At 33.1% G+C, this 24,285-nt stretch carries 14 protein-coding genes; 12 read left to right on the plus strand and 2 right to left on the minus strand.

The window, feature by feature from the left end; all coding sequences use genetic code 11:
* Window positions 1-66: 66 nt before the first annotated feature.
* Entirely contained in the window at window positions 67-2,487 is a 2,421-nt protein-coding gene (locus EG814_RS13380; protein WP_125722410.1) for a TonB-dependent receptor domain-containing protein, read from the minus strand.
* Window positions 2,488-2,819: 332 nt separating this feature from the next.
* On the opposite strand from EG814_RS13380, the gene argS reads away from it, so the two are divergent.
* From argS to EG814_RS13395, 3 genes are all read left to right on the plus strand, one after another.
* Window positions 2,820-4,598: an arginine--tRNA ligase gene (gene argS / locus EG814_RS13385; RefSeq protein WP_125722411.1), complete on the plus strand. Its 1,779-nt coding sequence runs from the start codon at window positions 2,820-2,822 to the stop codon at window positions 4,596-4,598.
* 423 nt (window positions 4,599-5,021) lie between these two features.
* Window positions 5,022-8,090: a SusC/RagA family TonB-linked outer membrane protein gene (locus tag EG814_RS13390; protein ID WP_125722412.1), complete on the plus strand. Its 3,069-nt coding sequence runs from the start codon at window positions 5,022-5,024 to the stop codon at window positions 8,088-8,090.
* 16 nt (window positions 8,091-8,106) lie between these two features.
* Entirely contained in the window at window positions 8,107-9,495 is a 1,389-nt protein-coding gene (locus EG814_RS13395; protein ID WP_125722413.1) for a SusD/RagB family nutrient-binding outer membrane lipoprotein, read from the plus strand.
* A gap of 123 nt (window positions 9,496-9,618) precedes the next feature.
* On the opposite strand, the gene EG814_RS13400 is transcribed toward EG814_RS13395, so the two are convergent.
* Window positions 9,619-10,521, minus strand: coding sequence for a DUF6607 family protein (locus EG814_RS13400; RefSeq protein WP_125722414.1), 903 nt, complete (start codon window positions 10,519-10,521; stop codon window positions 9,619-9,621).
* Window positions 10,522-10,626: 105 nt separating this feature from the next.
* Between EG814_RS13400 and EG814_RS13405 the strand changes: the two genes are divergently transcribed.
* The 9 genes from EG814_RS13405 (at window position 10,627) to EG814_RS13445 (ending at window position 24,123) form a co-directional block, all read left to right on the plus strand.
* On the plus strand, window positions 10,627-12,693 hold the full coding sequence (locus tag EG814_RS13405) for a TonB-dependent receptor plug domain-containing protein (RefSeq protein WP_125722415.1): 2,067 nt from the start codon (window positions 10,627-10,629) through the stop codon (window positions 12,691-12,693).
* A 27-nt stretch (window positions 12,694-12,720) separates the two neighbouring features.
* Entirely contained in the window at window positions 12,721-13,311 is a 591-nt protein-coding gene (locus tag EG814_RS13410; RefSeq protein ID WP_125722416.1) for an HmuY family protein, read from the plus strand.
* Between the two features lie 68 nt (window positions 13,312-13,379).
* On the plus strand, window positions 13,380-15,038 hold the full coding sequence (locus tag EG814_RS13415) for a T9SS type A sorting domain-containing protein (RefSeq protein WP_125722417.1): 1,659 nt from the start codon (window positions 13,380-13,382) through the stop codon (window positions 15,036-15,038).
* Between the two features lie 224 nt (window positions 15,039-15,262).
* Window positions 15,263-16,744 carry an SGNH/GDSL hydrolase family protein gene (locus EG814_RS13420; RefSeq protein WP_125722418.1) on the plus strand — a complete coding sequence of 494 codons (1,482 nt, stop codon included), beginning with the start codon at window positions 15,263-15,265 and terminating at the stop codon, window positions 16,742-16,744.
* Between the two features lie 89 nt (window positions 16,745-16,833).
* Entirely contained in the window at window positions 16,834-18,162 is a 1,329-nt protein-coding gene (locus tag EG814_RS13425; RefSeq protein ID WP_235830973.1) for a GDSL-type esterase/lipase family protein, read from the plus strand.
* Between the two features lies 1 nt (window position 18,163).
* Window positions 18,164-19,846 (plus strand): MBOAT family O-acyltransferase, encoded by a 1,683-nt coding sequence (locus tag EG814_RS13430; protein WP_125722420.1) that lies wholly within the window; start codon window positions 18,164-18,166, stop codon window positions 19,844-19,846.
* A 532-nt stretch (window positions 19,847-20,378) separates the two neighbouring features.
* Window positions 20,379-21,740 carry a signal recognition particle protein gene (gene ffh / locus EG814_RS13435; protein WP_125722421.1) on the plus strand — a complete coding sequence of 454 codons (1,362 nt, stop codon included), beginning with the start codon at window positions 20,379-20,381 and terminating at the stop codon, window positions 21,738-21,740.
* A 129-nt stretch (window positions 21,741-21,869) separates the two neighbouring features.
* Window positions 21,870-22,757: a bifunctional 5,10-methylenetetrahydrofolate dehydrogenase/5,10-methenyltetrahydrofolate cyclohydrolase gene (locus EG814_RS13440; RefSeq protein WP_125722422.1), complete on the plus strand. Its 888-nt coding sequence runs from the start codon at window positions 21,870-21,872 to the stop codon at window positions 22,755-22,757.
* A gap of 439 nt (window positions 22,758-23,196) precedes the next feature.
* Complete coding sequence (locus tag EG814_RS13445; protein WP_125722423.1) at window positions 23,197-24,123, plus strand: magnesium transporter CorA family protein; 927 nt, start codon at window positions 23,197-23,199, stop codon at window positions 24,121-24,123.
* Window positions 24,124-24,285 lie beyond the last annotated feature (162 nt).

Below are 24,285 nucleotides of genomic sequence, written 5' to 3' on the forward strand. Positions count from 1 at the left end.
GCATACTCCAGACTTTTTTTCTACAAGAAATTATTCAAAATATTAAAAAATCTTTTAAAAAGAGAATTAAAACATTCCACCGCCACCTTTATTAGTGTTATCATCTCTTTGTTTACGCTGTAAATTTTTGATTTTTCCGCCTCCAAAGTTGTAAGTCAGACCAACATATACCGTTTGGCTTTCCCATTTAAACTGACCCGCTTGCGGATAAGGATACATCGTGTCAAAGGCATATTTCATAGTATTGAAGACATCATTAAAACGAACACTTAAATTCATTTTGTTATCTAACAATGTATAACGTGTACCAATATCCATTTTATACATTTCGTGACTATTGTTTTGAAGTCCGTTTGTAGCACCTCTATAGAATCCGAATGCTAAGAAACTTAAACGTTTATTTACTTTAAAATTAGAGTTCATACGTCCGTTGAAAGCAGCAACTGTAATTTTACGATCGATTGGGTTACTTGTATTAGTCGCTGGGTCGTATAAGAACACAATACCTTGCTGATTAATACTTGAGAAATCAATAGAAGGCTGAATATCCCACCATTTTGTAATTTTATAATTGAACGAAAGTTCAAATCCGTAAGCCGTATTATGATCGTAGTTTGTAAACGTCATAATCTGTTTTTCTTTATTAGGGTCTGCAGGATCAGGATATAAGATTCTACTGATCTGATCGTTGATACTTCTCACAAAAACGCCAGCTGTAAAACTTCCTTTTTCAAGAGTTTTAGTATAATTTAGTTCTACAGAATTTGTAAACTGAGGTCTTAATTCTGGATTTCCTAATGAAGTAACCAACGGAGTGGCAAATTCACGAATAGGTTTTGTCTGCTCTAAACTCGGACGGTCTACACGACGGCTATAACTTAATTGTAAAGTATTTTTCTCGTTTAAGTTGTACGTTAGATAAGCAGATGGATATAAGGTAATATAATCATCATCAAATGTAGTTTGTCCGTAATTTAAGTTAGCTTTAGCTTTATAACTTTCAAAACGAGCACCTACTTGATAACTGAATTTTTTGAATTTTTGTCCAAATGTTACATAAGCAGAGTAAATGTCTGTATCATAAGTATAATGAGACGTTTGGTCTTCAGCAGGAAGTAAAGGGTTTCCTGTTGTATAATCGTTGCCTGTTCTTGTAATTCTGGCTTCTGCTCCAGCTTCAAGAGTTGTTTTTTCGTTTAACGGATTAACATAATCAACATTTATAGTGCTTAATTTTCTAGTTCCTTTTAGAAAATCATTGTATGCAATATCTGAAGAAGTGTTATCAGTATTGGTCGTTTGAGTATCAAAAGAAGCATGTTGCGTTTCTTTATTATCACTATAATTGGCTTCAAAATCTAAAGTATGGCCTTCTTTTTTGAAAATGTGCTTGTAGGCCAAATTGTAGGTTCCAACTTGATCTGGTCCCCAATATTTTGATTTTTGAAAAATATTAGAAATATCAGAATTAGTTACATTATTGTAATCAATATCAGTATCTACAAAACCTTTACCATCAGATCTGTTTTGGTTGGTATAAATAGATAAAGTGTTATGATCATCAATTAAATAATCCATTCCAATTTTATATAAGTACGATTCATTGTCATTCAAGACATCAATTTTTTGAGTAATATCTTGATCAAATCTTTGAATAAAACCATCATTTTGATAGGTTCCAAAATTCTGTCCTACATTACCAAAGAAATTTACTTTTCCGGTTTTATAGTTTAAATCTAAAGACTGATTGTATTTTGCTGTTTTACCAAAAGTAATACCTCCGCTGTAAGATCCGTTAAAACCTGTATTGGCATTTTTATGCAAAATAATGTTGATGATTCCAGACATTCCTTCTGGATTATACTTCGCACTAGGATTGGTAATAAGCTCAATTTTTTTAATAGAAGTTGATGGAATCTGTTTCAGCAACTGAGCAGGGTCAATGTTTGTAGGGCGTCCGTCAATTAATACACGAACGTTATCATTTCCGCGCAGCGAAAGTTTTCCATCCTGATCTACATTTACAGACGGAATATTGTTCATAATATCCGATGCCGAAGCCCCAGCGGTAGTTAAATCTTTTCCAACGTTTACTACTTTTCTATCAATTTTTTGTTCAATTGTCGAGCGTTCTGCAACTATATTTACACCTTTTAGTTGCGTTGCTTCTTCTTCTAGAGAAACATTAACAGTTGCCGTTTTTTTGTTATCGCTCAAAAGTACAGAACCAATATATTTTCGAAATCCAATGTATTGAATTTCGATAGTGTAGCTTTTTAAAGTAATATTTTTAAAAGAAAAGTCTCCATTGTCGTCTGTATTTACTCCAGAAATTACTTTTCCATTTTCTTTTAGCGAAACTGTGGCATAAGAAATCGGCGCATTATTAGACTTTTCTGTAATTTTTCCAGAAATACTACCAGTATTCTGAGCTTGTGCTGTTGCGATTATCCCCAATAATGCAAACAGAAAGAATTTTAATTTCATGATTTTTTTACTGATTATTTTTGATTTGATTGATGATGATTTCGTTTTGTTAGTTTTCTTTTTTTTCTTTTTTCGTGACATCAACAAAAATTGAAGTCACTATGTAAGACTCTTTTACATTTGATATGTTACAAGAAATTAAATAAAAAAAAGAAAATTTTTTCTCATTAGCTGTTTTGTAAGAGATTAGGCTTTTGGTTTTTTGATAATTTTAACAATTAAAAAAGGTGCTTTTTTGTCAAATCAAAATTCATTTCTTGAATTTAATATGTTTTTGATTTTCTCTAATTGATGAATAAGCAGTATCTTTGCTCACTTTAAAATAAGTTTACATGTCATTACAACAAATTCTTACACCTTCTATACAAAAAGCATTACAAGCATTATTTGATGTTACTGTTGATAAAATCGAGTTTCAAACTACTAGAAAAGAGTTTGAAGGCGATATCACAATGGTGATTTTTCCTTTACTGAAAGTGATTAAAAGTAATCCAGCAGAACTGGGAAATAAAATTGGAACTTATCTGGTTGAAAATGTTTCAGAAGTGGCTCGCTTTAATGTAGTTTCTGGTTTCTTGAATATTGTTATATCAGACAGTTATTATGTGAATTTCTTTAATGGAATAAGAGATCAAAAACAATTTGGATTTGTAGAGCCTAATCCTGCTGAAAAGGCAGTAATGGTGGAATACTCTTCTCCAAACACAAATAAACCTTTGCACTTAGGCCACGTTCGTAACAATTTGTTAGGTTATTCTGTTGCTGAAATTTTAAAGGCTTCTGGTAAAAAAGTATACAAAACACAAATTATCAACGATAGAGGAATCCATATTTGTAAATCGATGTTAGCTTGGGAGAAATTCGGAAACGGAGAAACGCCTGAAACTTCTGGTTTAAAAGGAGATAAACTAGTTGGTAAATATTATGTAGAATTTGATAAAGCATACAAAAACGAAATTAACGGATTGATTGAATCTGGTAAAACTGAAGAAGAAGCAAAAAAACAGGCTCCGATTATTATCGAAGCTCAGGATATGCTTAAGAAATGGGAAGCAGGAGATGAAGAAGTGATTTCGCTTTGGAAAAAAATGAACGAATGGGTTTATGAAGGTTTTGCAACGACTTACACTAATCTGGGAGTTAATTTTGATAAATACTATTACGAAAGCAACACTTATTTATTAGGGAAAGATGTTGTTCAGGTTGGTCTAGATAAAGGTGTTTTTGAAAAAGATCCAGACGGTTCTGTTTGGATTGATTTAACTGATGAAGGCCTTGATCGTAAAATCGTATTACGTTCAGATGGAACAGCAGTTTATATGACACAGGATATCGGGACAGCAATTCAGCGTGTTAAGGATATGCCAGATGTTGGCGGTATGGTTTATACTGTTGGAAATGAGCAGGATTATCACTTTAAAGTTTTGTTTCTAATTCTAAAAAAATTAGGTTTTGATTGGGCTTCAAATCTGTATCATTTATCATACGGAATGGTAGATCTACCGTCAGGAAAAATGAAAAGCCGTGAAGGAACTGTTGTAGATGCAGATGATTTAATGCACGATATGACTGCAACAGCAAAACAAATTTCAGAAGATTTAGGAAAACTAGATAGTTATTCTGCTGAAGAAAAAGCAAAATTGTATAAAACAATTGGTCTTGGAGCTTTAAAATATTATATCTTAAAAGTAGATCCTAAGAAGCGTATTTTATTCAATCCCGAAGAATCTGTAGATTTTGCTGGAAATACAGGACCATTTATTCAGTATACGTATGCCAGAATTAGATCGATCATAAGAAAAGCAGATTTTGATTTTAGTACTAAAATTGAAATAGAAGAATTGCATGAAAAAGAAAAAGAACTGGTAAAACAAATCGAACTTTTTCCAGAAATAATTCAAAATGCCGCTCACAATCATAGTCCAGCATTAATTGCCAATTATACCTACGATTTAGTAAAAGAATACAACTCTTTTTACCAGTCAGTACATATTTTGGGTGAAGTTGATTTGACCAAAAAAATATTCAGAGTGCAGCTTTCTCAAAAAGTTGCCGAAGTTATAAAATCTGCATTGGATTTATTAGGAATTGAAGTTCCAGAGAGAATGTAAGAATTTAATTCATAAAGAAACAGAAGCCAATAGTTGTAAAACTATTGGCTTTTTTTATTGTTTTTTTGGCTTTAGTGATCTTTTTGAGATAAAATTTCCAGTTAATTTTGCCTTGGCTTCTGTGGAAATTACGATGCAGGTAATAGATTATTAAGTCAATTCTACTATTCGTTTTTAACTATTTTGAATTAGTAACCCTTTTAGTAAAAATGAGCAGAATAAAAAACCGTCTATTATAGATGGTTTTTGTTCTTATTGCATATTCTATTTGTTTTTTCTTTCCTAAAATAATTTTATTCACTAATTGTATCATCATTTTATTTGTAGTATAAATATTTCATATATTTATGTTAAAAGTAAATGTATTCTTGTTAAAATTATTTAAATTTTTTAAGTTCGCCCTCAAATTAAAAACAAAAAATAATGAAACAAAAATTAAAAGGATTTATGATGCTTTTTTTTGTTCTGATTTTACAGTCAAGTATTGCTCAGGAGAAAATAATTGCAGGAGTGGTTTCAGATAATGCGGGAATACCTTTGCCGGGTGTCAGTGTATTAGTTAAAGGAACTAAATTGGGGACACAAACCGATTTTGATGGAAAATATGTAATTAAAGCATCATCAAATCAAGTGCTAGTGTTTACTTATATAGGAATGAATACTAAAGAAATTGCAGCAAATTCATCTGTAATTAACGTAAAAATGACAGATGCTGGAGCACAAGAACTGGAAAGTGTTGTGGTTACTGCATTAGGGATTAAACGATCTGAAAAATCTTTGGGATATGCAGTTTCAAAAATTAATTCTGATGAAATAACAAAATCGGGAGAACAGAATGTTCTTCAAGCATTAGCAGGAAAAGCAGCCGGAGTTCAGGTTATTGGTACAGGCGGTACTCCAGGTGCATCAAGTAAAATTATTATTAGAGGGGTAAATACAATACTAGGAAGCTCAGATCCTTTAATTGTTGTAGATGGAGTTCCTATTGATAATAGTACTAGCCAAACATCAGCAGGTGATAATCCGTTTAATGCAAATCTTTCAGGTATTAATAATTCTAATAGAGCTCTAGATATTAATCCAGAAGACATTGAAAATGTATCTGTTCTTAAAGGGCCTGCTGCTGCAGCTCTTTATGGAGAACGTGCTGGAAATGGGGTTATAATTTATACAACTAAAAAGGGTAAAGCTGGAAAAGGACTTGGTATAGATTATACCACTTCACTTGCTATTGATAAAGTAAGTCAGCTGCCAGCAAGACAATCGAAATATGTTCAAGGTACAAGTAATACTGCAACATCAATTAATTCAAACACACCGCAAAGTTGGGGGCCTTCCGCTGAACAGTTAGGAGTACCAATGTATGATAATGTTGGCAACTTTTTTAAAGAAGGATTAACTTTTACAAACAACTTGTCTTTTTATGGCGGAGATGAGAAAGCTACTTATAGAGCTTCCTATGGAAATGTTACTCAAACGGGAATGATTCCAGAAACAGGATTGAAACGAAATACACTTAGAGTAGTAGGAGATCTAAAGTTAAGTAACGAATGGAAAACAGGAGGAAGTTTACAATATACGCACACCACTAATACCTTAGCTCAGAACGGAAGTAATTCTTCGGGTGTTATGCTAAGCTTAATGCGTTCTGTAGGAAATTATGATTTAAGGAATTATATGGATAGTGAAGGAAATAATTTAAACTACATTTCTTCATATGATAACCCATATTTTACTGTAAATGAAAACCCTGCAACGAGCGATGTGAATAGAGTTTTTGGAAATATGTTTCTAACCTACACCCCTGCTACATGGTTGTCTTTGACAGTAAAAGGAGGAATAGACGCATACTCGGACTACCGCAAGCAGATCTATGCTATTTCTTCTAATGGTGATAATCTAGCAGGAATAGGAGAAGTGGCTTTCAACAATATTAACAATAAGCAATTTTATGGTGATCTTTTAGCAAATGGTTTGTTGCCATTAAAATCGGAATGGTTGAAGATAAATTATACTGCAGGTCTTAATTTACGTTCATCGCAAAATTCAGATGTTTTTTCAAGAGGTAAAGAACTTGCTGTAAGAGGAGTTTATAATTTATCAAACGCAACTCAGCTATATACTTCGAATGAAGAAAGTAATATTATGTCGAGAGCAATTTTTGGACAATTAGAATTTGATATTAAAAATCAGTTATTTATAACAGGTTCTGTTAGAAAAGAATGGTCTTCAACTTATGGTACAGATGCAAACAGTGCTATATTCCCAGCTGCATCTGCTTCTTGGGTGTTATCAAATTCTTTTACCTTGCCAGAATGGACTACTTTTGCTAAAGTAACTTATGCGTATGGTGAAGTGGGTATTGCACCAGCTCCTTATAGAACAATTAGCACATATTCTCAGCCCTTTATGACGGATGGATTTACGGATGGATTAAGTTTTCCGTATAATGGAATTAATGGAATGGCAGTTTCTGGGCGATTAGGGAATCAACAATTAAAACCGGAAAGGGTTTTAGGTCATGAAGTTGGTTTAAATACTAAATTTTTTGAAAACCGTCTGACATTTGATATTAATCTATACTATAAAACCTCTAAAGATTTATTAATAGATGTGCCATTGCCACAATCAAGTGGTTTTGCTGTTGTTTACCAAAATGCAGCAGAGCTTGTAAATAAAGGGATTGAAGTAGAATTAGGTTACAATGTTTTTGAAAAGCGCAATCCTTTTCAATGGAATATTAATTTGAATTGGGCTAAAAATGAGAACAAAGTCACAGATATTTCTGGAAATCTAGATGAAATTAGTATTGAGACAGCTTTTGGATCAATTGGTTATTATGCTGTTAAAGGACAGCCATTGGGAAGTTTTTATGGTACAAAATGGCAACGAAATGCCAATGGACAGAAAATAATTGGAACAGATGGTTTGCCATTATTGCAAAGCGAAATTGGAAATCTCGGTAATTCTGCACCTAATTGGACAGGCGGAATAAGAAATACCTTTTCATATAAGAGAGTTACAGTATCAGGTCTTTTAGATTTTAGACATGGAGGAGCTGTTTACAATGGAACATTGGCAAGATTACATAATTTTGGTGTATCTCAAGCCTCTGCAGATAGAGAACACACTTATATTGTTGAAGGTGTTAAACAAGATGGTACTCCAAATGATATTGCTATTACTGCAAAAAATTATTACCAAAAATATTTAGGTGACGGTGGAGGTGCTGCAGAAGAAGCAATAACAGATGTTAATTGGATTAGACTGCGTGACGTAACCTTAAGCTATGATTTTAATGTGAAGAAACTAAGTGTTTTTAACTCTGCACAATTATCTTTTACAGGAAGAAATTTATGGCTAAATACAAATTATAAAGGTGTTGATCCAGAGACTAGTTTGACTGGTGCGGGTTCAAGAATTAATGGATTAGATTATTTTAATAATCCGGGAAGTAAATCATTTATAATGAGTCTTAAAGTAGGTTTTTAAATTTAAAATAACAGAAATGAAAAAATATATTAAAAGTGTAGTTCTGGTAGCCATAGGTTTTGGTATGCTGGTGGGCTGCCAATCTGAATTAGACAACTTTAATGAAAATCCTAATTCACCTATAGTAACTACTCCTAGTTTATTATTGGCAGGAATGGAAGTTTCTACTTTTTCGACACATACAACAGGATTAATTAGAATATCAAATATTTTTGATCAGCATCTTGCTGGTACCAGTGTTGGTCAGTTAGGAGATATTCAACGTTACATAGTTTCTGAACAGGATGTAAACAATGAATGGAATACTTTGTATAGCACAACTTTAATGAACGGTTATTTGTTAAACCGTGATTTTGCAACTTCACACCCTTATTACAATGGTATTGGCCAAATATTAACAGCTGTTAATTTAAGTTATGCAACAGATTTATGGGGGGATGTTCCTTATGATGAAGCTTTCAGAGCAAATGAGGGAGTTAAAAATCCAAAATATAATACGCAACAGGAGATTTATTCAAGGCTGCAGATGATTTTAGATGATGCTATTGTAAATCTAGAAAAACCAGTTTTAAGTAATAATTCAGTTCCAGGAAATGATGATTATATTTTTAATGGTGATACTAAAAAATGGATTCAGATTGCATACGTTTTAAAAGCACGATTTGCATTGAGATTAACTGAAGTGGACTCAAATTCTGCTCAAAAAGCATTAGATTTTATTAGTAAATCTGGAATAAGTTCCAATGCAGATGATGCAAATACTTTTTTTACAGGAACTTCAAACGGGCTTAATCAATGGTATGCTTTTGGTAAAAGTCGTCAAAACTATTTAAAAACTGGCGCTTATTTTGTAAACTCTTTAAAAGATGATAACGATCCGAGACTGCCTTTTACAATTGCGCTTAGTACTCCAAAATCTCCTTTATTGCCAACTTATGTTGGTAATGAGCCTGAGGATATTGATACGGTATCTTCTTCTTACATTGGTTCTGCTTTTGCAAGTCCTGCATCGGCTATTGGAATAGTGACGTACGCAGAAGCTAAATTTATTGAAGCAGAAGCTAGGTTTAGATTAGGGCAAGATGCAAAGCAAGCATTTGGGGATGCTGTAGCGGCTTCAGTTCTAAAAATTACAGGAAATGCTGCATCACCAAATTTCTTAAGTTTAACAACTTCATTAGTTAGCTTAGAGTCAATTATTAAGCAAAAATATATTGCTCTCTTCTTAACTATGGAGCCTTACAATGATTATAGAAGAACTGGATTTCCTGCGTTAGTTCCAAATCAAAATTCTAATACGAAACTTATTCCAGTAAGACTTCCTATACCATCAGATGAAAGGCAATATAACCCGAATGCTACTGTTGTTAGTAATGTAACGACTCATTTATGGTGGGATAAATAATGATTGTAACAATTTTAATTAATAAGTAAATTGTTTACAGTTTTGTCTGTGCCTCAGTAATTAAATAAACAAAAAAGCCGGAAGTTTCAAAACTTCCGGCTTTTTCATAACAACTAATTCTAATTATTTAACAAATTTGTCAATGATTTTATCTGTTTCTGCTTTTGCAGTATCTGGTTTTAAATCAAATAATAAAGAGTAAAGTGCTTTTCTTTCAACTTTAGCTTCTAGGTTTAAATCTTTATGTCTGTCAAAAAGAGTCTGCCATTTGTCACGAACATTTTTCCATAAAGCATTGTTCGCAACCCACCATTTTTGAGCAGCCTGACATTTAATGTCTGGAACTTTAGTATAAACATCGAATCCTTTTTCTTGAGCCAACAATACATCTTTTCCAGCATCGTCACGAACCAATTTGTCATTGTCTTGCTCATGATTCCATCCTGTAGAAGTTATTTCGTGGATGTTTCTTCTTTTCAAAACATTGTAATCGTTACGTTTAGTTTGTTCTCTTCTTGGAAGTGGTGCATCTGCTACGTTTGCCCAGTAATCTTTTCCATCAACATGTACCCAAGTCGAAGAACCTTCATATCTCGGACTATCATCTACCTGATATACTTTTTGAGTCCACTGGCCTTTTACGGCTTTTTTATCTAATTTTTTATATTTCCAAGAATTTCCTTTATCGAAACTATATAAATCTGTGTTTTCGTATAGCCAATCTTGTCTCCAGTGCTTGATAATCATATCATCACTTACAATTAGTAAATGCTGCATTGATATTTTGTTAGGAGTGTCTTCTATTAATTCTACCCATTCTAAAGCAGATTCATGTTTTGTCAGAGAAGGTTTGTAAGTAAGAGTATCTTTTGGATAAGAAAAAGTTTCTGTGAAATTAAACTTTACCTCGTAACAACCACACATCGATTTAATTGATTTAATGTCTTGTTGTTTTTTGTCCTGACTAAATCCAAGACCACATATTAAAGCCAAAGCGGCTGACATAAAAAGGCTTTTTGAAATCATAACTTAATGTTTTGTTTTTAAATTTTTCGCAAATATATAAATTTAATTTAGAACAATTAAAAATAATCATATATTTGCACCGATTATTAAGATTGAATAAAAATAATGAATTTTAAAATTACTTTTTTTACTGTTGCATTGTTTTTTCAAATCTCTTTTTCTCAGGAGGTTAAAAAAGATAGTGTTAAAACAAATGAATTATCGGAAGTTAAAGTAACTACTGCAACTAGAACAGAAAGAGTTCTTTCGTCATTGCCTTTGCCTATGACAGTTATAACATCTGAAGCTATTATGAAGTCTGGGGTTACAAGATTAAATGAGATTTTAAGTGAACAAACCGGTATTATTTTAATTCCAGATGAAAGTGGTTTTGAAGGAATTCAGATGCAGGGATTGGATGCTGCTTATACCATGATTTTGATTGATGGAGTACCTCTTGTAGGAAGAAGTGCGGGTGTGTTGGACTTGTCAAGGGTTTCTGTGGGAAATATTGAAAGAATCGAAATTGTTAAAGGAGCTTCTTCTGCATTGTACGGCTCTGAAGCAATGGGAGGAGTAATAAATGTAATCACGAAAAGACCGAAAAAGGATATGTTTTCAGGAAGCCTTTCTTATCGTTATGCAACTTTTAATACTAGTGACGCAAATACTAATTTATTGTGGAAAAAGAAGAAATTCGCCGCGAATCTTTTTGCTAATTTTTATTCTACAGATGGTTATGATTTAGATAAAAGTATAGCATTAAAAAATGTAGAGCCATTTTATAATTTTACTATTCAGCCTAAGATCTATTATGATTTTTCGGAGAATCTAAAGCTAATTGTGAATAACCGTTTTTATGATATGAAAATGGATAACGTCGCAATTATTAATTCTGAAAATTATAAAGGTGATGCAAAGGAGAAAGAATGGAATTCGCAGATTAAATTTGAACATAAATGGAATTCAAAACTGTATTCTGAATATGAATTTTACACTACAAATTATAAAAACGATTCGTTTTTAAATGATCAAAATAATATTCTTTTTGAAAGCGCCTATTATAATCAGTGGTTAATTAGACCAGAGATTAGAACAACACTCTCATTGGGAAATGATAAACTAACAGGAGGAGTAGGATTAAATTATGAGACTTTAGACAGAACTTATTTTGAAAAAAGTGTCAATTTTAATTCACAATATATTTACCTCCAATATGATTATAATCCTACAGAAAAATGGAATTTGCTTGCTGGATTTAGATATGATAATCATAGTGAATACGCTTCGCAGTTTAGTCCAAAATTAGCTGTAAACTATAAAGTTAATGAAAATTTTTCGCTGAAATCTTCTGTAGGTTATGGATATAAAGCACCAGATTTTCGCCAGTTGTATTTTGATTTTACAAATCCTTCAGTTGGATATACTGTCATGGGATACAATGTTGCCGAAGACCGTTTAAATCAACTTGAAGAACAAGGACAACTTTTGTCAAGAGTAGATGGAGTGAATTTTATTGAACCGCTGAAGCCAGAAAGTTCAATAAACATTAATCTTGGAACTTTTTATAAAAAAAACAAACTAAGATTAGATGTAAATGCTTTCTATAATTCAATAGAGAATTTAATAGATACTCGTGTTGTGGCTCAAAAAAGTAATGGTCAGAATGTCTTCAGTTATTTTAATATAAGTAAAATTTTTACTTATGGTTTAGAGTTTAACTCAACTTATGATTTTACAAAAGAATTCTCAGTTTCATTTGGTTATCAGTATTTAACAGCAAAAGATAAATCTGTTTTGGATAATTTCGAAGATTATCAATACATCAGAAGCTCTGATTTACAAACAATTCAAATTAAAAAATCGGACTACTTTGGACTATATAACAGATCAAAACATACCGCAAATGTTAAGTTTGCGTACACAATTCCTAAAATAAAAACCGACATTAATCTACGTGTTTTTTACAGAAGTAAATACGGATTATTTGATACCAACGGTAACCAAATACTTGACAAATATGACACATTTGTAGATGATTATTTCTTAACAAATCTATCAATTTCAAAATATATCGGAGACAAATTTATGCTGCAAGCAGGAGCAAATAATTTGTTTGATTTTACAGATCCTAGTCAAATTAGTAATCTGGCCGGTAGACAATTTTTTGGACGAATTCAATATACTTTTTAATCAATATTTATTTAAACCTTTACAAAAATGAAAACAAAATTCTTAAAACTTTCTCTTTTAGCATTATTTATTTTTACAGCTTCTTGTAGCAGTGACGATGATAATAATGAAGTAATTCCAGTTGTGACTACAAAAGTTTCTAATCTTGATGCATCGGCAACAACATTTACAAAGTTTAGCTTTTCAGAAAATAAAGTAGTAACAAACGATAATTGGGATATTGCTTTTAGTAAAACTACTATTCTGGTAAATGGTGGAGTTAAAAAAGCTGACACAGAACCAAACAGAACGGGTTCTGGTGCAGTTAGTATTGTTTCGAGCACGTTTGCTAACGTAACGTTATTCCCTGCAGCATCTACCTTTGCTCAGGATGGAACTGCTGCTTATGCAATTCCTACGGGAAGCGGAAATGGATGGTATAGTTATAATATGACAACTCATATTATATCTCCAATTGCAGGAAAAGTATTTGTTGTAAAAACACATGATGGTAAATATGCAAAATTTGAAATCTTAAGCTATTATAAAGATGCGCCAGCAACTCCAAGTTTAGAATCAGCATCTTCGTTTTATACTTTTAATTTCGCATATCAAGCAAACAGCACTACTACTTTTTAATAGCAAAATTATTAGCCTTGGATAAATTTTATTCAAGGTTTTTTTTTAATCAAATAATTGATATTAAAATGAAAAAGTTTATTTTTGGATTGATTCTTGGTTTTTTTTCGCTTTTATCTTATGGACAGTTTAAGATATCAATTCCATATATGACTGTGAATGGTGCGCTCGCTACATCAATTAATTTTGGAGCAAATGTTTCGACATTGAGTGTTGTTTTGTCGGTTGACATCACATCATCAGTGATGCAAAGTGACAATGCACCAACAGGAGATTTGACAATTTATTATAAAAGAAATGTAGCTTTGTCACCAGTTATTGCAAATGGAGGGAGTGCTACAGTAGTTTCTTTTTTAGGAGCGCTGAAAGTTACAAAACCAATTACAGTAACTTTAAACGCTAGTGAGTTTGATGCTTCAGGAGGATTTTTGTATGCGGAATATAAAAGTAGTTCTAATGATATATTTAAGAGTTCTGATAAAACTATTACAAAGACGGTTTCTCCAACAAATCCAACAAATCCAACAAATCCAACAAATCCAACAAATCCAACAAATCCAACAAATCCTCGGCCAGCATGGAACACAGTAGTTGAAAATCAAACAATAAATGAAGGTAGTACTGCGCAATTGCTTGTTGGAGGTGATGCTAGAGAGAATTTTAAAAATCATGAATTAGTTGCTTATCAATGGAGATCAAGTACTACTTCTACGCTTGATTCTCAGTTAATTCCTATTGAAGGAGCTACAGGTAAAGATTATCATCCAGGGATACTTAATAAAAATACATATTTTAAAAGGTTTACTACAAATAAACTTCATATTCATGGAGTGACTACTAGTGATGGCACAAGAGCAAGCAATTTAGTTACTATAACGGTAATTCCTGCCCCAGAATTAAAAAATAATGTTATTACACGAGAGGGTTCTCTTGTTAAAGGGAGCTTGCCAACTGGAGGAACTGGCTCATATAGGTATTCATGGATGTTATGGGGGGGAGAAGAACCTTATGTGTTTCCTGAGACTGGACAAAACTTGGAACTTACAGAAGATATATATAATTATTTAAATTGGTATCCAAATTTAATTATTACTAGATCTGTGACTTCAGGAAGGCAATCAAAAGGTAGTAATCAGGTTTTTGTACCAACTCTTTCTTTACCAATATCAAATATAGAAAATAATACTATCGTAATAAATGGTTATCAAGTTACTGGTAGCAAACCTACAGGGGGGGGAGGAGATTATAGGTATTCTTGGGTTTTGGTTAGTCAAGAAGATCCTATTTTCTTTGATGAAACTACTAAAGATTTAAATTTGGGGTCGTATTCTCGAGCGATTAGTATACTACGGACTGATCCATTTGCAAAATTGTTTAGACAAGTGAGATCAATAAAAACTTCAAATAGTAATACTATAAGTTTGTATGGTGTTTCTGCGAAAAGAGTGATAACAAGTAATGAATCCACAATTGTTGACTTGGTTGTATACCCAAACCCAACATCAGAATCAATAAACTTCGCAACCAATTTCACTACAGATAAAGACATTGAAATTGTATTGTATTCTGAAAAGTTAGGAAATGAAAAATCAGTTTATAAAGGAAAAGTAACGCCAAATCAAGTAGTAAATTGGAAAATTCCTTCAAACTATCAAAAAGGACTTTACTTCTATAAAATTCTTTCAGAGAATAAAGAAGTTAAATCTGGTAAACTAATGTTCAATTAAACAACACTAAAAATTTAGTTAATCATTAGCTTTGTTTTTTTTATTTTTTTTTTGATTCAAGAGGTTAGATTTTCTAACCTCTTTTTTTTGTTCTACTTTCCTGTTAAAATGAAATAGAAATAAAATGTTATTCTATCTTTGCACAAATTCTGTTGCAATAAATTAACCATTATTTAATTGGTTTAATTTTTGAATGCAGTCCTTCATATTTTTATAATTATTAAGTGAATACAAAATCTTATTTTTTTCAGTCTTTTGCGATCGTTGCTTTGGCACTGGTTGCTTTTATTGGATTTAAACAAATCCTTCCAGACAAAATATTTTCGGAGAGTAAGTTAGATTCTAAAAATATATTAATTGACAGTTTGCTTTTAGAATCTGTTGCTGAAGATTCAGTTGCAATAGATGACGATAGTGTTGCGGCAAACGAAAGAGCACTTAATAAACAGAAAATTGTTTTTGATCAAACTGAAGAAGGAATAGAGTTTCCTGCCGAAACATTCGAAAATTACAAAGGATATCAATACCTGATTTCTTTCTATGAGAAATTGTATCAGCTAGAAAAAAATCCTCAAAGCAAGGTTAGAATCGCTTATTACGGAGATTCTATGACCGATGGAGATTTAATCGTTCAGGACGTTCGTACCAATTATCAAGAACGTTTTGGAGGGAAAGGTGTTGGCTTTGTTCCTATCACTTCAGAATCTGCAGCCTCAAGGGGTTCTGTAAAATCAACTTATTCTAAAAACTGGAAAACGCAGTCTTACTTAAATGTAAAAAAACCAACAAGTCCTTTTGGGATTAACGGACATGTGTTTTTTGCAAATGATAAAGCCAATTTAACTTGGGTTCAGTACGAAGCAGGACTTAGCAAATACTCTACCTCTTTAGACAATGCAACCTTATTTTATGGACGTTCATCTAAAGTTGGAAAAGTGAATTTCATTATAGGAAAAGATACTCTTAAGAAAAGTCTTTCCCCAAATAATTTAGTCAACACCTTAAAGGTTTCATCTGGAAGTGTAAAAGCCTTTAAAGCAAATTTTGTGCAAGCCGATTCTATTCCGATCTACGGATTTAATTTTGATAACGGATCAGGAGTTCACGTCGATAATTTCTCGCAGAGAGGAAACTCGGGACTTCCGATTTCTATGTTCAATGCAGATGTGATGAGAGCTTTTAATAATTCTTTGAAATATGACCTGATTATCCTGCACTATGGAACCAACGTTTTAAATTACGGAACAAAAAATTATTCTTGGTATGAAAAAGGAATGACCAAGACCGTAAATAAAATCAAAGAATCTTTCCCTGGAGTTTCAATTTTAATTGTTTCAACTGCAGATAAATCGACAAAATATGATTTGGAAATGAAAACCGATTCTGCCGTGGTACCGTTAATGAAAGCACAAAAACACTATGCACTTGAAACGCACGCTGGTTTTGTGAATTTATATACTTTGATGGGAGGAGACGGTTCTATGATTAAATGGGTTGACGAAACTCCTGCAAAAGCAAATAAGGATTACACGCACTTTAATCAGCGCGGCGCAAAAGCAATTGGTAATTTGCTTTACGGACAATTAAATAAAGGTTACGAAGAATATAAAGTGCTCAGACAAAAAAGAGATGCTGAAGGGACTAAGCCAAAACCAGTTAAAAAAGCCAGACCCGATTCCGTTTCGGTAACAAAAGACAGTGTATGATAAATAAACTTATTTTTTTCTTTTGTTGTCTTTTTTTTGCAACAAATGAAAAAACGCCAAAAACAGACGAACATCCAATACCCAAAAGTATGATTCAAAAAGCAGATTCTGTAGCAATTGAAGCTCCTTCTGATGGACAGCTTTATAATGCAAAAGTACTGAGCGATTTTTTTGAGAAGCTAGAAGAAAATGAAGATCATAAAAATCAAAAAATCAATATAGTACATATTGGAGATTCGCATATCCAAGGAGATTTAATGACCAATGAAGTCAGAAAAAAACTGCAGCAAAAATTTGGAAATGCAGGACGCGGTTTAGTATTTCCGTATCAATTGGCTAGAACAAACGGCTCTTACAATGAACGTTTTAAATCTAACAGAACTTGGGAAAGCTATAGAAACATTCTTCCCGTTAAAAATAATCCGGTTGGTTTATGCGGAATTGGGCTTTGGAGAGATACTGGCGGATTTGTAGTAGAGATGAATGTAAAAGATCCGGCTTATAAATTCAATACCATTAAAATTATTACGCCTCAAAATCAGAAAATGTTCGATTTGGCCGTTTCGTCAAAAATCAATTCTATTCAGACAACAGAAAGAAGAGTTATAATACACAAAATTAAAAAAGGCGAAGTTCTAGGTACAATTGCAGACAAATACAATGTTTCGATTGCCGAAATTAAAAGAGATAATCGCTTAAAATCTAACAATATTAGAGCAGGGCGAACATTAAAAATAGCAACAAACGAAACCAGAGCAAAGACTGTTTCAATGTCAGAATTTGTTCCGTTAGCGATAGAGTCCGACTCGTATTCTCATTATTATAATTCGGATAATGCTTTAAGCCGAATTTTCTTGATTCCGAATAAAGAAGCGGAGGATTACGAACTAAGCGGAATTGTTTTAGAAAAAGATGCACCAGGAGTTATTTATAGTGGCATTGGAGTAAACGGCGCAAAATATTCTGATTATAACAAGTATCCATTATTCTTTGAACAACTAAAGTCATTGCACCCAGATTTGCTGGTCTTTTCATTAGGAACAAATGAAAGCTACGATCACTTAAACGCAGAAAAATATATTAATGAATTGCGAGAATTTATTAGCAATATAAGAGCGCAAAAAATAAATGCACCGATAATTGTAATGACCCCTCCACCATCTTTGCTGAGAAGAAAACCAAATATTTATATTAACCAGTACTCAAGACAAATTATTGATATTGCTCAAAAAGATGATTTTTCGGTTTGGGATTTGTACGAAGAGTTTGGCGGAATGAGTGGAATCAAACAATTAAAAGTGCAGGGATTAATAGGCCCGGATTGGGTTCATTATTCCAAAAAAGGATATGAGAAACAAGGGAAATTGTTTGCTCAGGCGGTTTTAAAATCATATGATAATTTTAAATTAAAGAATTAAGTTGACAACAATAGAGAGCATTAATAATTGGTTTATTCAAAACTTTGGTGCCATTACAATAGAACAAGTTAAGAGTTGGTTTGTTTACGATCCCGACGAAAAGCTTTTATTTAATACCGGTCTATTCTTAGGTTTATTTTTAGTGTTCTATTTTGTGTATGGTTTTTTACGCAAAACATTTTATTTGAGATTAACGTATGTTATTCTCTTCTCCCTTTTCTTTTATTATAAATCAAGCGGAATTTACTTTTTGCTGCTATTGCTTTCATCGGTAGTAGATTACGGATTGAGCCAGATTATTTATAAAGAAAGCCGGGATGGAGTAAAAAAACTATATCTGGTGATAAGTGTGATTTTGAATTTGGCGCTTTTGGGCTATTTCAAATACATGAATTTCCTGATTGTGACATACAATGATATGTTTAGTGGAAATTTTGCACTTCATAATGTTTTCTTGCCTGTTGGAATTTCGTTCTATACGTTCCAATCAATGAGTTATATTATTGAGATTTATAGAGAAGAAATTAAACCAACAAAAAATTATATAGAGTATTTGTTTTTCGTTTCCTTTTTCCCGCAGTTAGTTGCTGGACCAATTGTTCGTGCAAAAGATTTCCTGCCACAGATTTATCAAAAATTAAACCTGACGAAGCAAGATGTAAACAATGCTTTGTTTTTGATTATTGGCGGATTAATTAAGAAAACTGTAATCTCAAATTATATTTCAGTAAACTTCGTTGATCGTGTTTTTGATACGCCGCTGAGCTATACTTCCTTTGAAAACTTAATGGCTTCTTACGGATATGCCATTCAGATTTATTGCGATTTTTCTGGATATTCAGATATGGCAATTGGTATTGCATTATTGTTAGGTTTTAAATTACCAGCCAACTTTAGAACGCCGTATAAATCAACTTCGATAACCGATTTCTGGAGAAGATGGCATATTTCACTTTCGACTTGGTTAAAAGACTTTTTATACATTTCGATTGGAGGAAACAGATCGGGATCTTTCGCAGGATATTTATTTCCAAGTTTATTCTTTTTCGGATTATTACTTTGGGGAATGTCTTGTTACAATGAAAGTATAATTCCGCTTATCATTGCAGGAAGCAGTATTTTAGTTTTCTCTTTGTCATTTTTGCTTTCAAGCAAAATAAAACAAACTTTGGTAACCAATTTCAACTTGTTTACTACAATGCTTTTGGGCGGTTTATGGCACGGAGCAGGAGCGCAGTTTATAGTTTGGGGTGCATTGCACGGATTAGCTTTGGCAGTTCATAAAATTTTTATGGAATTTTTTACATCAAAAAAAGACAAAAGACCAAACTTCTTGTGGCGATTTTTTTCTATCCTAATCACATTCCATTTTGTGGTTTTCTGTTGGATATTTTTCCGCGCAAGAGATTTCGAAACAGCATTGCAAGTAATCAACAATATTGGTCAGTTAACATTCGAACCAGAACTTTGGAAAACAATTGTTTTAGGATATAAAAATGTATTCGGCTTAATGCTTTTCGGTTACGTTTGGCATTTCTTACCAGAAACATTTACAAACGGAATGAAATCTGTTTTTGACAAAACACCTTTACTAATAAAAGCAATAATCTTAGGATTTGTTTACTGGATAGTTTACGCAACGGCCGTTGCAGGATCACAGCCATTTATCTATTTTCAGTTCTAAGCTAAACAAATTAATCTCGCAAAGTCGCGAAGTCGCAAAGTTTTTCTATTCTTTGCGACTTTTTTGTTTCCCGCAGATTCAGCAGATTCAGTAGATTAATTTTTGATTTTTGAAATAGAAATCTGCGTTATCTGCTTAAATCATTTTAAATCTGCGTGAAATAAACTTTGCGCCTCTGCGTCTTTGCGCGATTTTTATTTTAGAAAAGTTTTTTAGTTTCCTGCAGATTCGGCAGATTTAATTTTGATTTTTTAAATCGAAATCTGCGGTATCAGCTTTAATCTTTAAAAATCTGCGTGAAATAAACTTTGCGCCTCTGCATCTTTGCGCGATTTAAGTATTAGAAGAAAAACTTTGAGCCTCTTCATGACAAAACAAAAATCTGACGCAAAAATAATTCGAAAAATTAGTGCAATTCGTGGCAAAAAAAAACTTCGCACCTTTGTGCCTTTGCAACTATGAACCTTAGAAAAAATAAATTGCCTGAAATATCTAATTAGATTATCTTTGCACTTCATATAAAGAAAATGATATGTTTGATAATTTAAGTGATAAGTTAGATAAAGCGTTCCATATATTAAAAGGACACGGTAAAATTACAGAAGTAAACGTAGCCGATACCTTAAAAGAAGTTCGTCGTGCTTTACTTGATGCCGACGTTAACTTTAAAATTGCTAAAGATTTTACAGCCAAAGTAAAAGAAAAAGCAATTGGTCAGGATGTATTAACGACACTTCAGCCAGGACAATTATTGGTGAAGTTAGTAAAAGACGAACTTACCGAATTAATGGGAGGAGATGTTGCAGGAGTAAATCTTTCAGGAAATCCGACAGTAATTTTAATGTCTGGACTTCAAGGTTCTGGTAAAACGACTTTCTCTGGGAAACTAGCAAATTTCTTAAAAACAAAGAAGAATAAAAAACCACTTCTTGTAGCGTGTGATATCTACCGTCCAGCGGCGATCAATCAGTTGCATGTTGTTGGAGACCAAATAGGTGTTGAGGTTTACTCAGAACCAGAAAATAAAAATCCTGTAGAAATTGCTCAAAACGCAATCAAACATGCTAAAGCAAACGGATTCAATGTTGTAATTGTCGATACAGCAGGACGTTTGGCAGTAGATCAGGAAATGATGGACGAAATTGCTCGCGTACACAAAGCAATTCAGCCACAAGAAACATTGTTCGTTGTCGATTCTATGACAGGACAAGATGCTGTAAATACAGCAAAAGCATTCAACGATATCTTAAACTTTGACGGAGTTATTTTAACTAAGTTAGACGGTGATACTCGTGGTGGAGCAGCACTTTCGATCAAATCAATCGTAAACAAACCAATTAAATTTGTTGGTACTGGAGAGAAAATGGAAGCAATTGATGTTTTCTATCCAGAACGTATGGCTGAGCGTATCTTAGGAATGGGAGACGTTGTGTCTCTTGTTGAGAGAGCTCAAGAACAATTTGACGAAGAAGAAGCTAGAAAACTTCAAAAGAAAATCGCTAAAAACGAATTTGGTTTTGACGATTTCTTAACTCAGATTCAGCAAGTGAAGAAAATGGGTAATATGAAAGACTTGGTTGGAATGATACCAGGTGCTTCAAAAGCCATGAAAGATGTTGAGATCGAAGACGATGCTTTCAAACATATCGAAGCGATTATCTACTCGATGACACCAGCAGAAAGAAGCAAACCAGCCTTAATCGACGTAAAGAGAAAAGCCAGAATCGCAAAAGGTTCGGGCACAAAAGTCGAGCAGGTAAATCAGCTTATGAAGCAGTTTGACCAAATGAGTAAAATGATGAAGATGATGCAAGGCCCAGGCGGAAAAAACTTAATGAAGATGATGGGCGGTATGAAAGGAATGCCAGGTGGAATGCCGGGAATGCCAAAATAAAAATAATAAAAGTTTCAAGTTTCGGGTTTCAAGTTATGAAACAGAAATTTGAAACTTTTTTAATTCAATAAATATTAAGTTTCGCATTTAACGTGAAACATGAAACATTAAACTTGAAACAAAACAACAATGCAGCTACTAGACGGTAAAAAAACATCTAACGACATTAAAAACGAAATTGCAGCCGAAGTTCAATCTATAAAAGCAGCCGGAGAAAAAGTACCTCATTTGGCAGCAGTTTTAGTGGGAAATAATGGAGCAAGTTTAACTTACGTAGGAAGTAAAGTAAAATCATGTCAGGAAATCGGATTTGATTCAACTTTAGTTTCTTTACCAGAAACCATTACAGAAGATGAGCTTTTAGCAAAAATCAAAGAGCTAAACGAAGATGATAACTTAGACGGATACATCGTTCAATTGCCTTTGCCAAAACATATCGATGAGCAAAAAATCTTATTAGCAATCGATCCAGATAAAGACGTTGATGGATTCCACCCAACGAATTTTGGTAGAATGGCGCTTGAAATGGAAAGCTTTATTCCGGCAACACCATTCGGAATTATGGAATTGTTAGAGCGTTACAAAGTAGAAACTGCAGGAAAACATACCGTAGTTATCGGAAGAAGCCACATCGTAGGTCGTCCGATGAGTATTTTAATGAGCCGTAAAGGAAATCCTGGAGACTCAACTGTTACCTTGACTCATAGCCGTACTAAAGATTTAGCAGAATTCACTAAAAACGCCGATATCATTATCACTGCTTTAGGAGTTCCAGAATTCTTAAAAGCAGATATGGTAAAAGATGGCGTAACCGTTATCGACGTTGGAATTACACGTGTAGACGACGCATCAAACCCAAAAGGATATGTTATTAAAGGTGACGTAGATTTTGACGGAGTTAGTAAAAAAGCAGCATTCATTACGCCAGTTCCAGGTGGAGTAGGACCAATGACCATTGCAATGCTTTTGAAAAACACTCTTTTAGCAAGAAAAATGAGAAGTGCAAGAAGTCAATAATTTTTTGCATAAAAAACATATACTGTAAAGTCTAATTAACCGTAAGATTCGCAAAGATTTTTAAATTTAAGTTTTTTCATAAATATAAGTTCGCAAAGCTAAATCAATAAAGCTTTGCGAACTTTCTATTTTTAGGGGCTTTCCTAAATAAAAATCTTTGCGCACTTTGCCGTTAAAATTATTCGCATTTTCAAGGATCTCTATTTACACTGAACACTAAAAGCTGAACACTGAATACTTTCTATGTGTTTAAAAATTTTGCGTAGACCATTTTAATATATTATTAATGCCATAAACTTTTTCCTTCTAAAAATAAAGGATACTTTTGCAACACTTTAAAAAACACTTCTCCACAATGGACGATTATGATTCGTTAGTATTTAATTAAAAGCAGCAATTGAAATTTCAAGATGCTGCAATAAACACGTAGTATTTTGAAATGAAAGCCTTTTACACAAACAATAACGGATTGGTAGAAATTCAAAAATGGATTTCAAATTGCTGGATTCACATCGAATCGCCTACAGAAACAGATAAAAAATATTTACTAGAAGAACTTCAGATTCCTGAAGCATTTTACAACGACATCGAAGATATTGACGAAAGACCCCGTATCGAAATCGAACACGGCTGGACTTTAATCATCATGCGTATTCCGATAAAAAGCAGTGATGTCAAACTCCCTTTTCAAACCGCACCGCTCGGAATCATTTTTAAAGATGATATCTGCGTGACAATCAGTTTTTATAAAACAGAAATCATAGCCGATTTTGTGCAATATTCAAGACGCAAAAACATCGAAATCGAAGACAATTTCAATTTAGTTCTAAGACTGCTTTTGTCTTCAAGCGTTTGGTATTTGAAATATCTAAAACAAATCAATCAAATGATCAAACTTGCCGAAGACAATTTAGAAAAATCAATCAAAAACGAAGAATTGCAAGCCTTACTTCAAATCGAAAAATGTTTCGTATTCTTCATTACTTCATTAAAAGCCAATGACGTTTTATTCCAAAGAATCAAAAATCTAAAAGCACACAAAGCCAGTTATGATCCAGAATTGCTAGAAGACGTCGAAATCGAATTAAATCAGGCGCAAGACACCGCCAATATCTATAGCAACATCTTAACCGGAATGATGGACGCATACGCCTCTGTAATCTCCAATAATATGAATAATATTATGAAGCAGATGACCTCGATTTCCATCATTTTAATGATTCCAACCCTAATTGCCAGTTTGTACGGAATGAACGTGCCAAACGGTCTAGAAGAAAGCAAATACGGCATCTGGATTTTGCTTTTCGTTTCGATATTCCTTTCCGTTGGCGGCGTTATGTTATTCAAACGCAGAAAATGGTTTTAAATACAAATTAAAAATATTCTAAAAATTCCGTTCATCTAGAAATGGACTTTTGTTTTTATAATCTGGGCGTGCCCCCGATGCGTCGAGAGGGCAAACATACTTTGTCTTTATACGCCCTCTCAACGCATCGGGGTCGGGCTATCCGCGCTACTTCGGTAGCTA

The sequence above is a fragment of the Flavobacterium ustbae genome (assembly GCF_003946915.1).
GTDB classification, from domain to species: Bacteria; Bacteroidota; Bacteroidia; order Flavobacteriales; family Flavobacteriaceae; genus Flavobacterium; species Flavobacterium ustbae.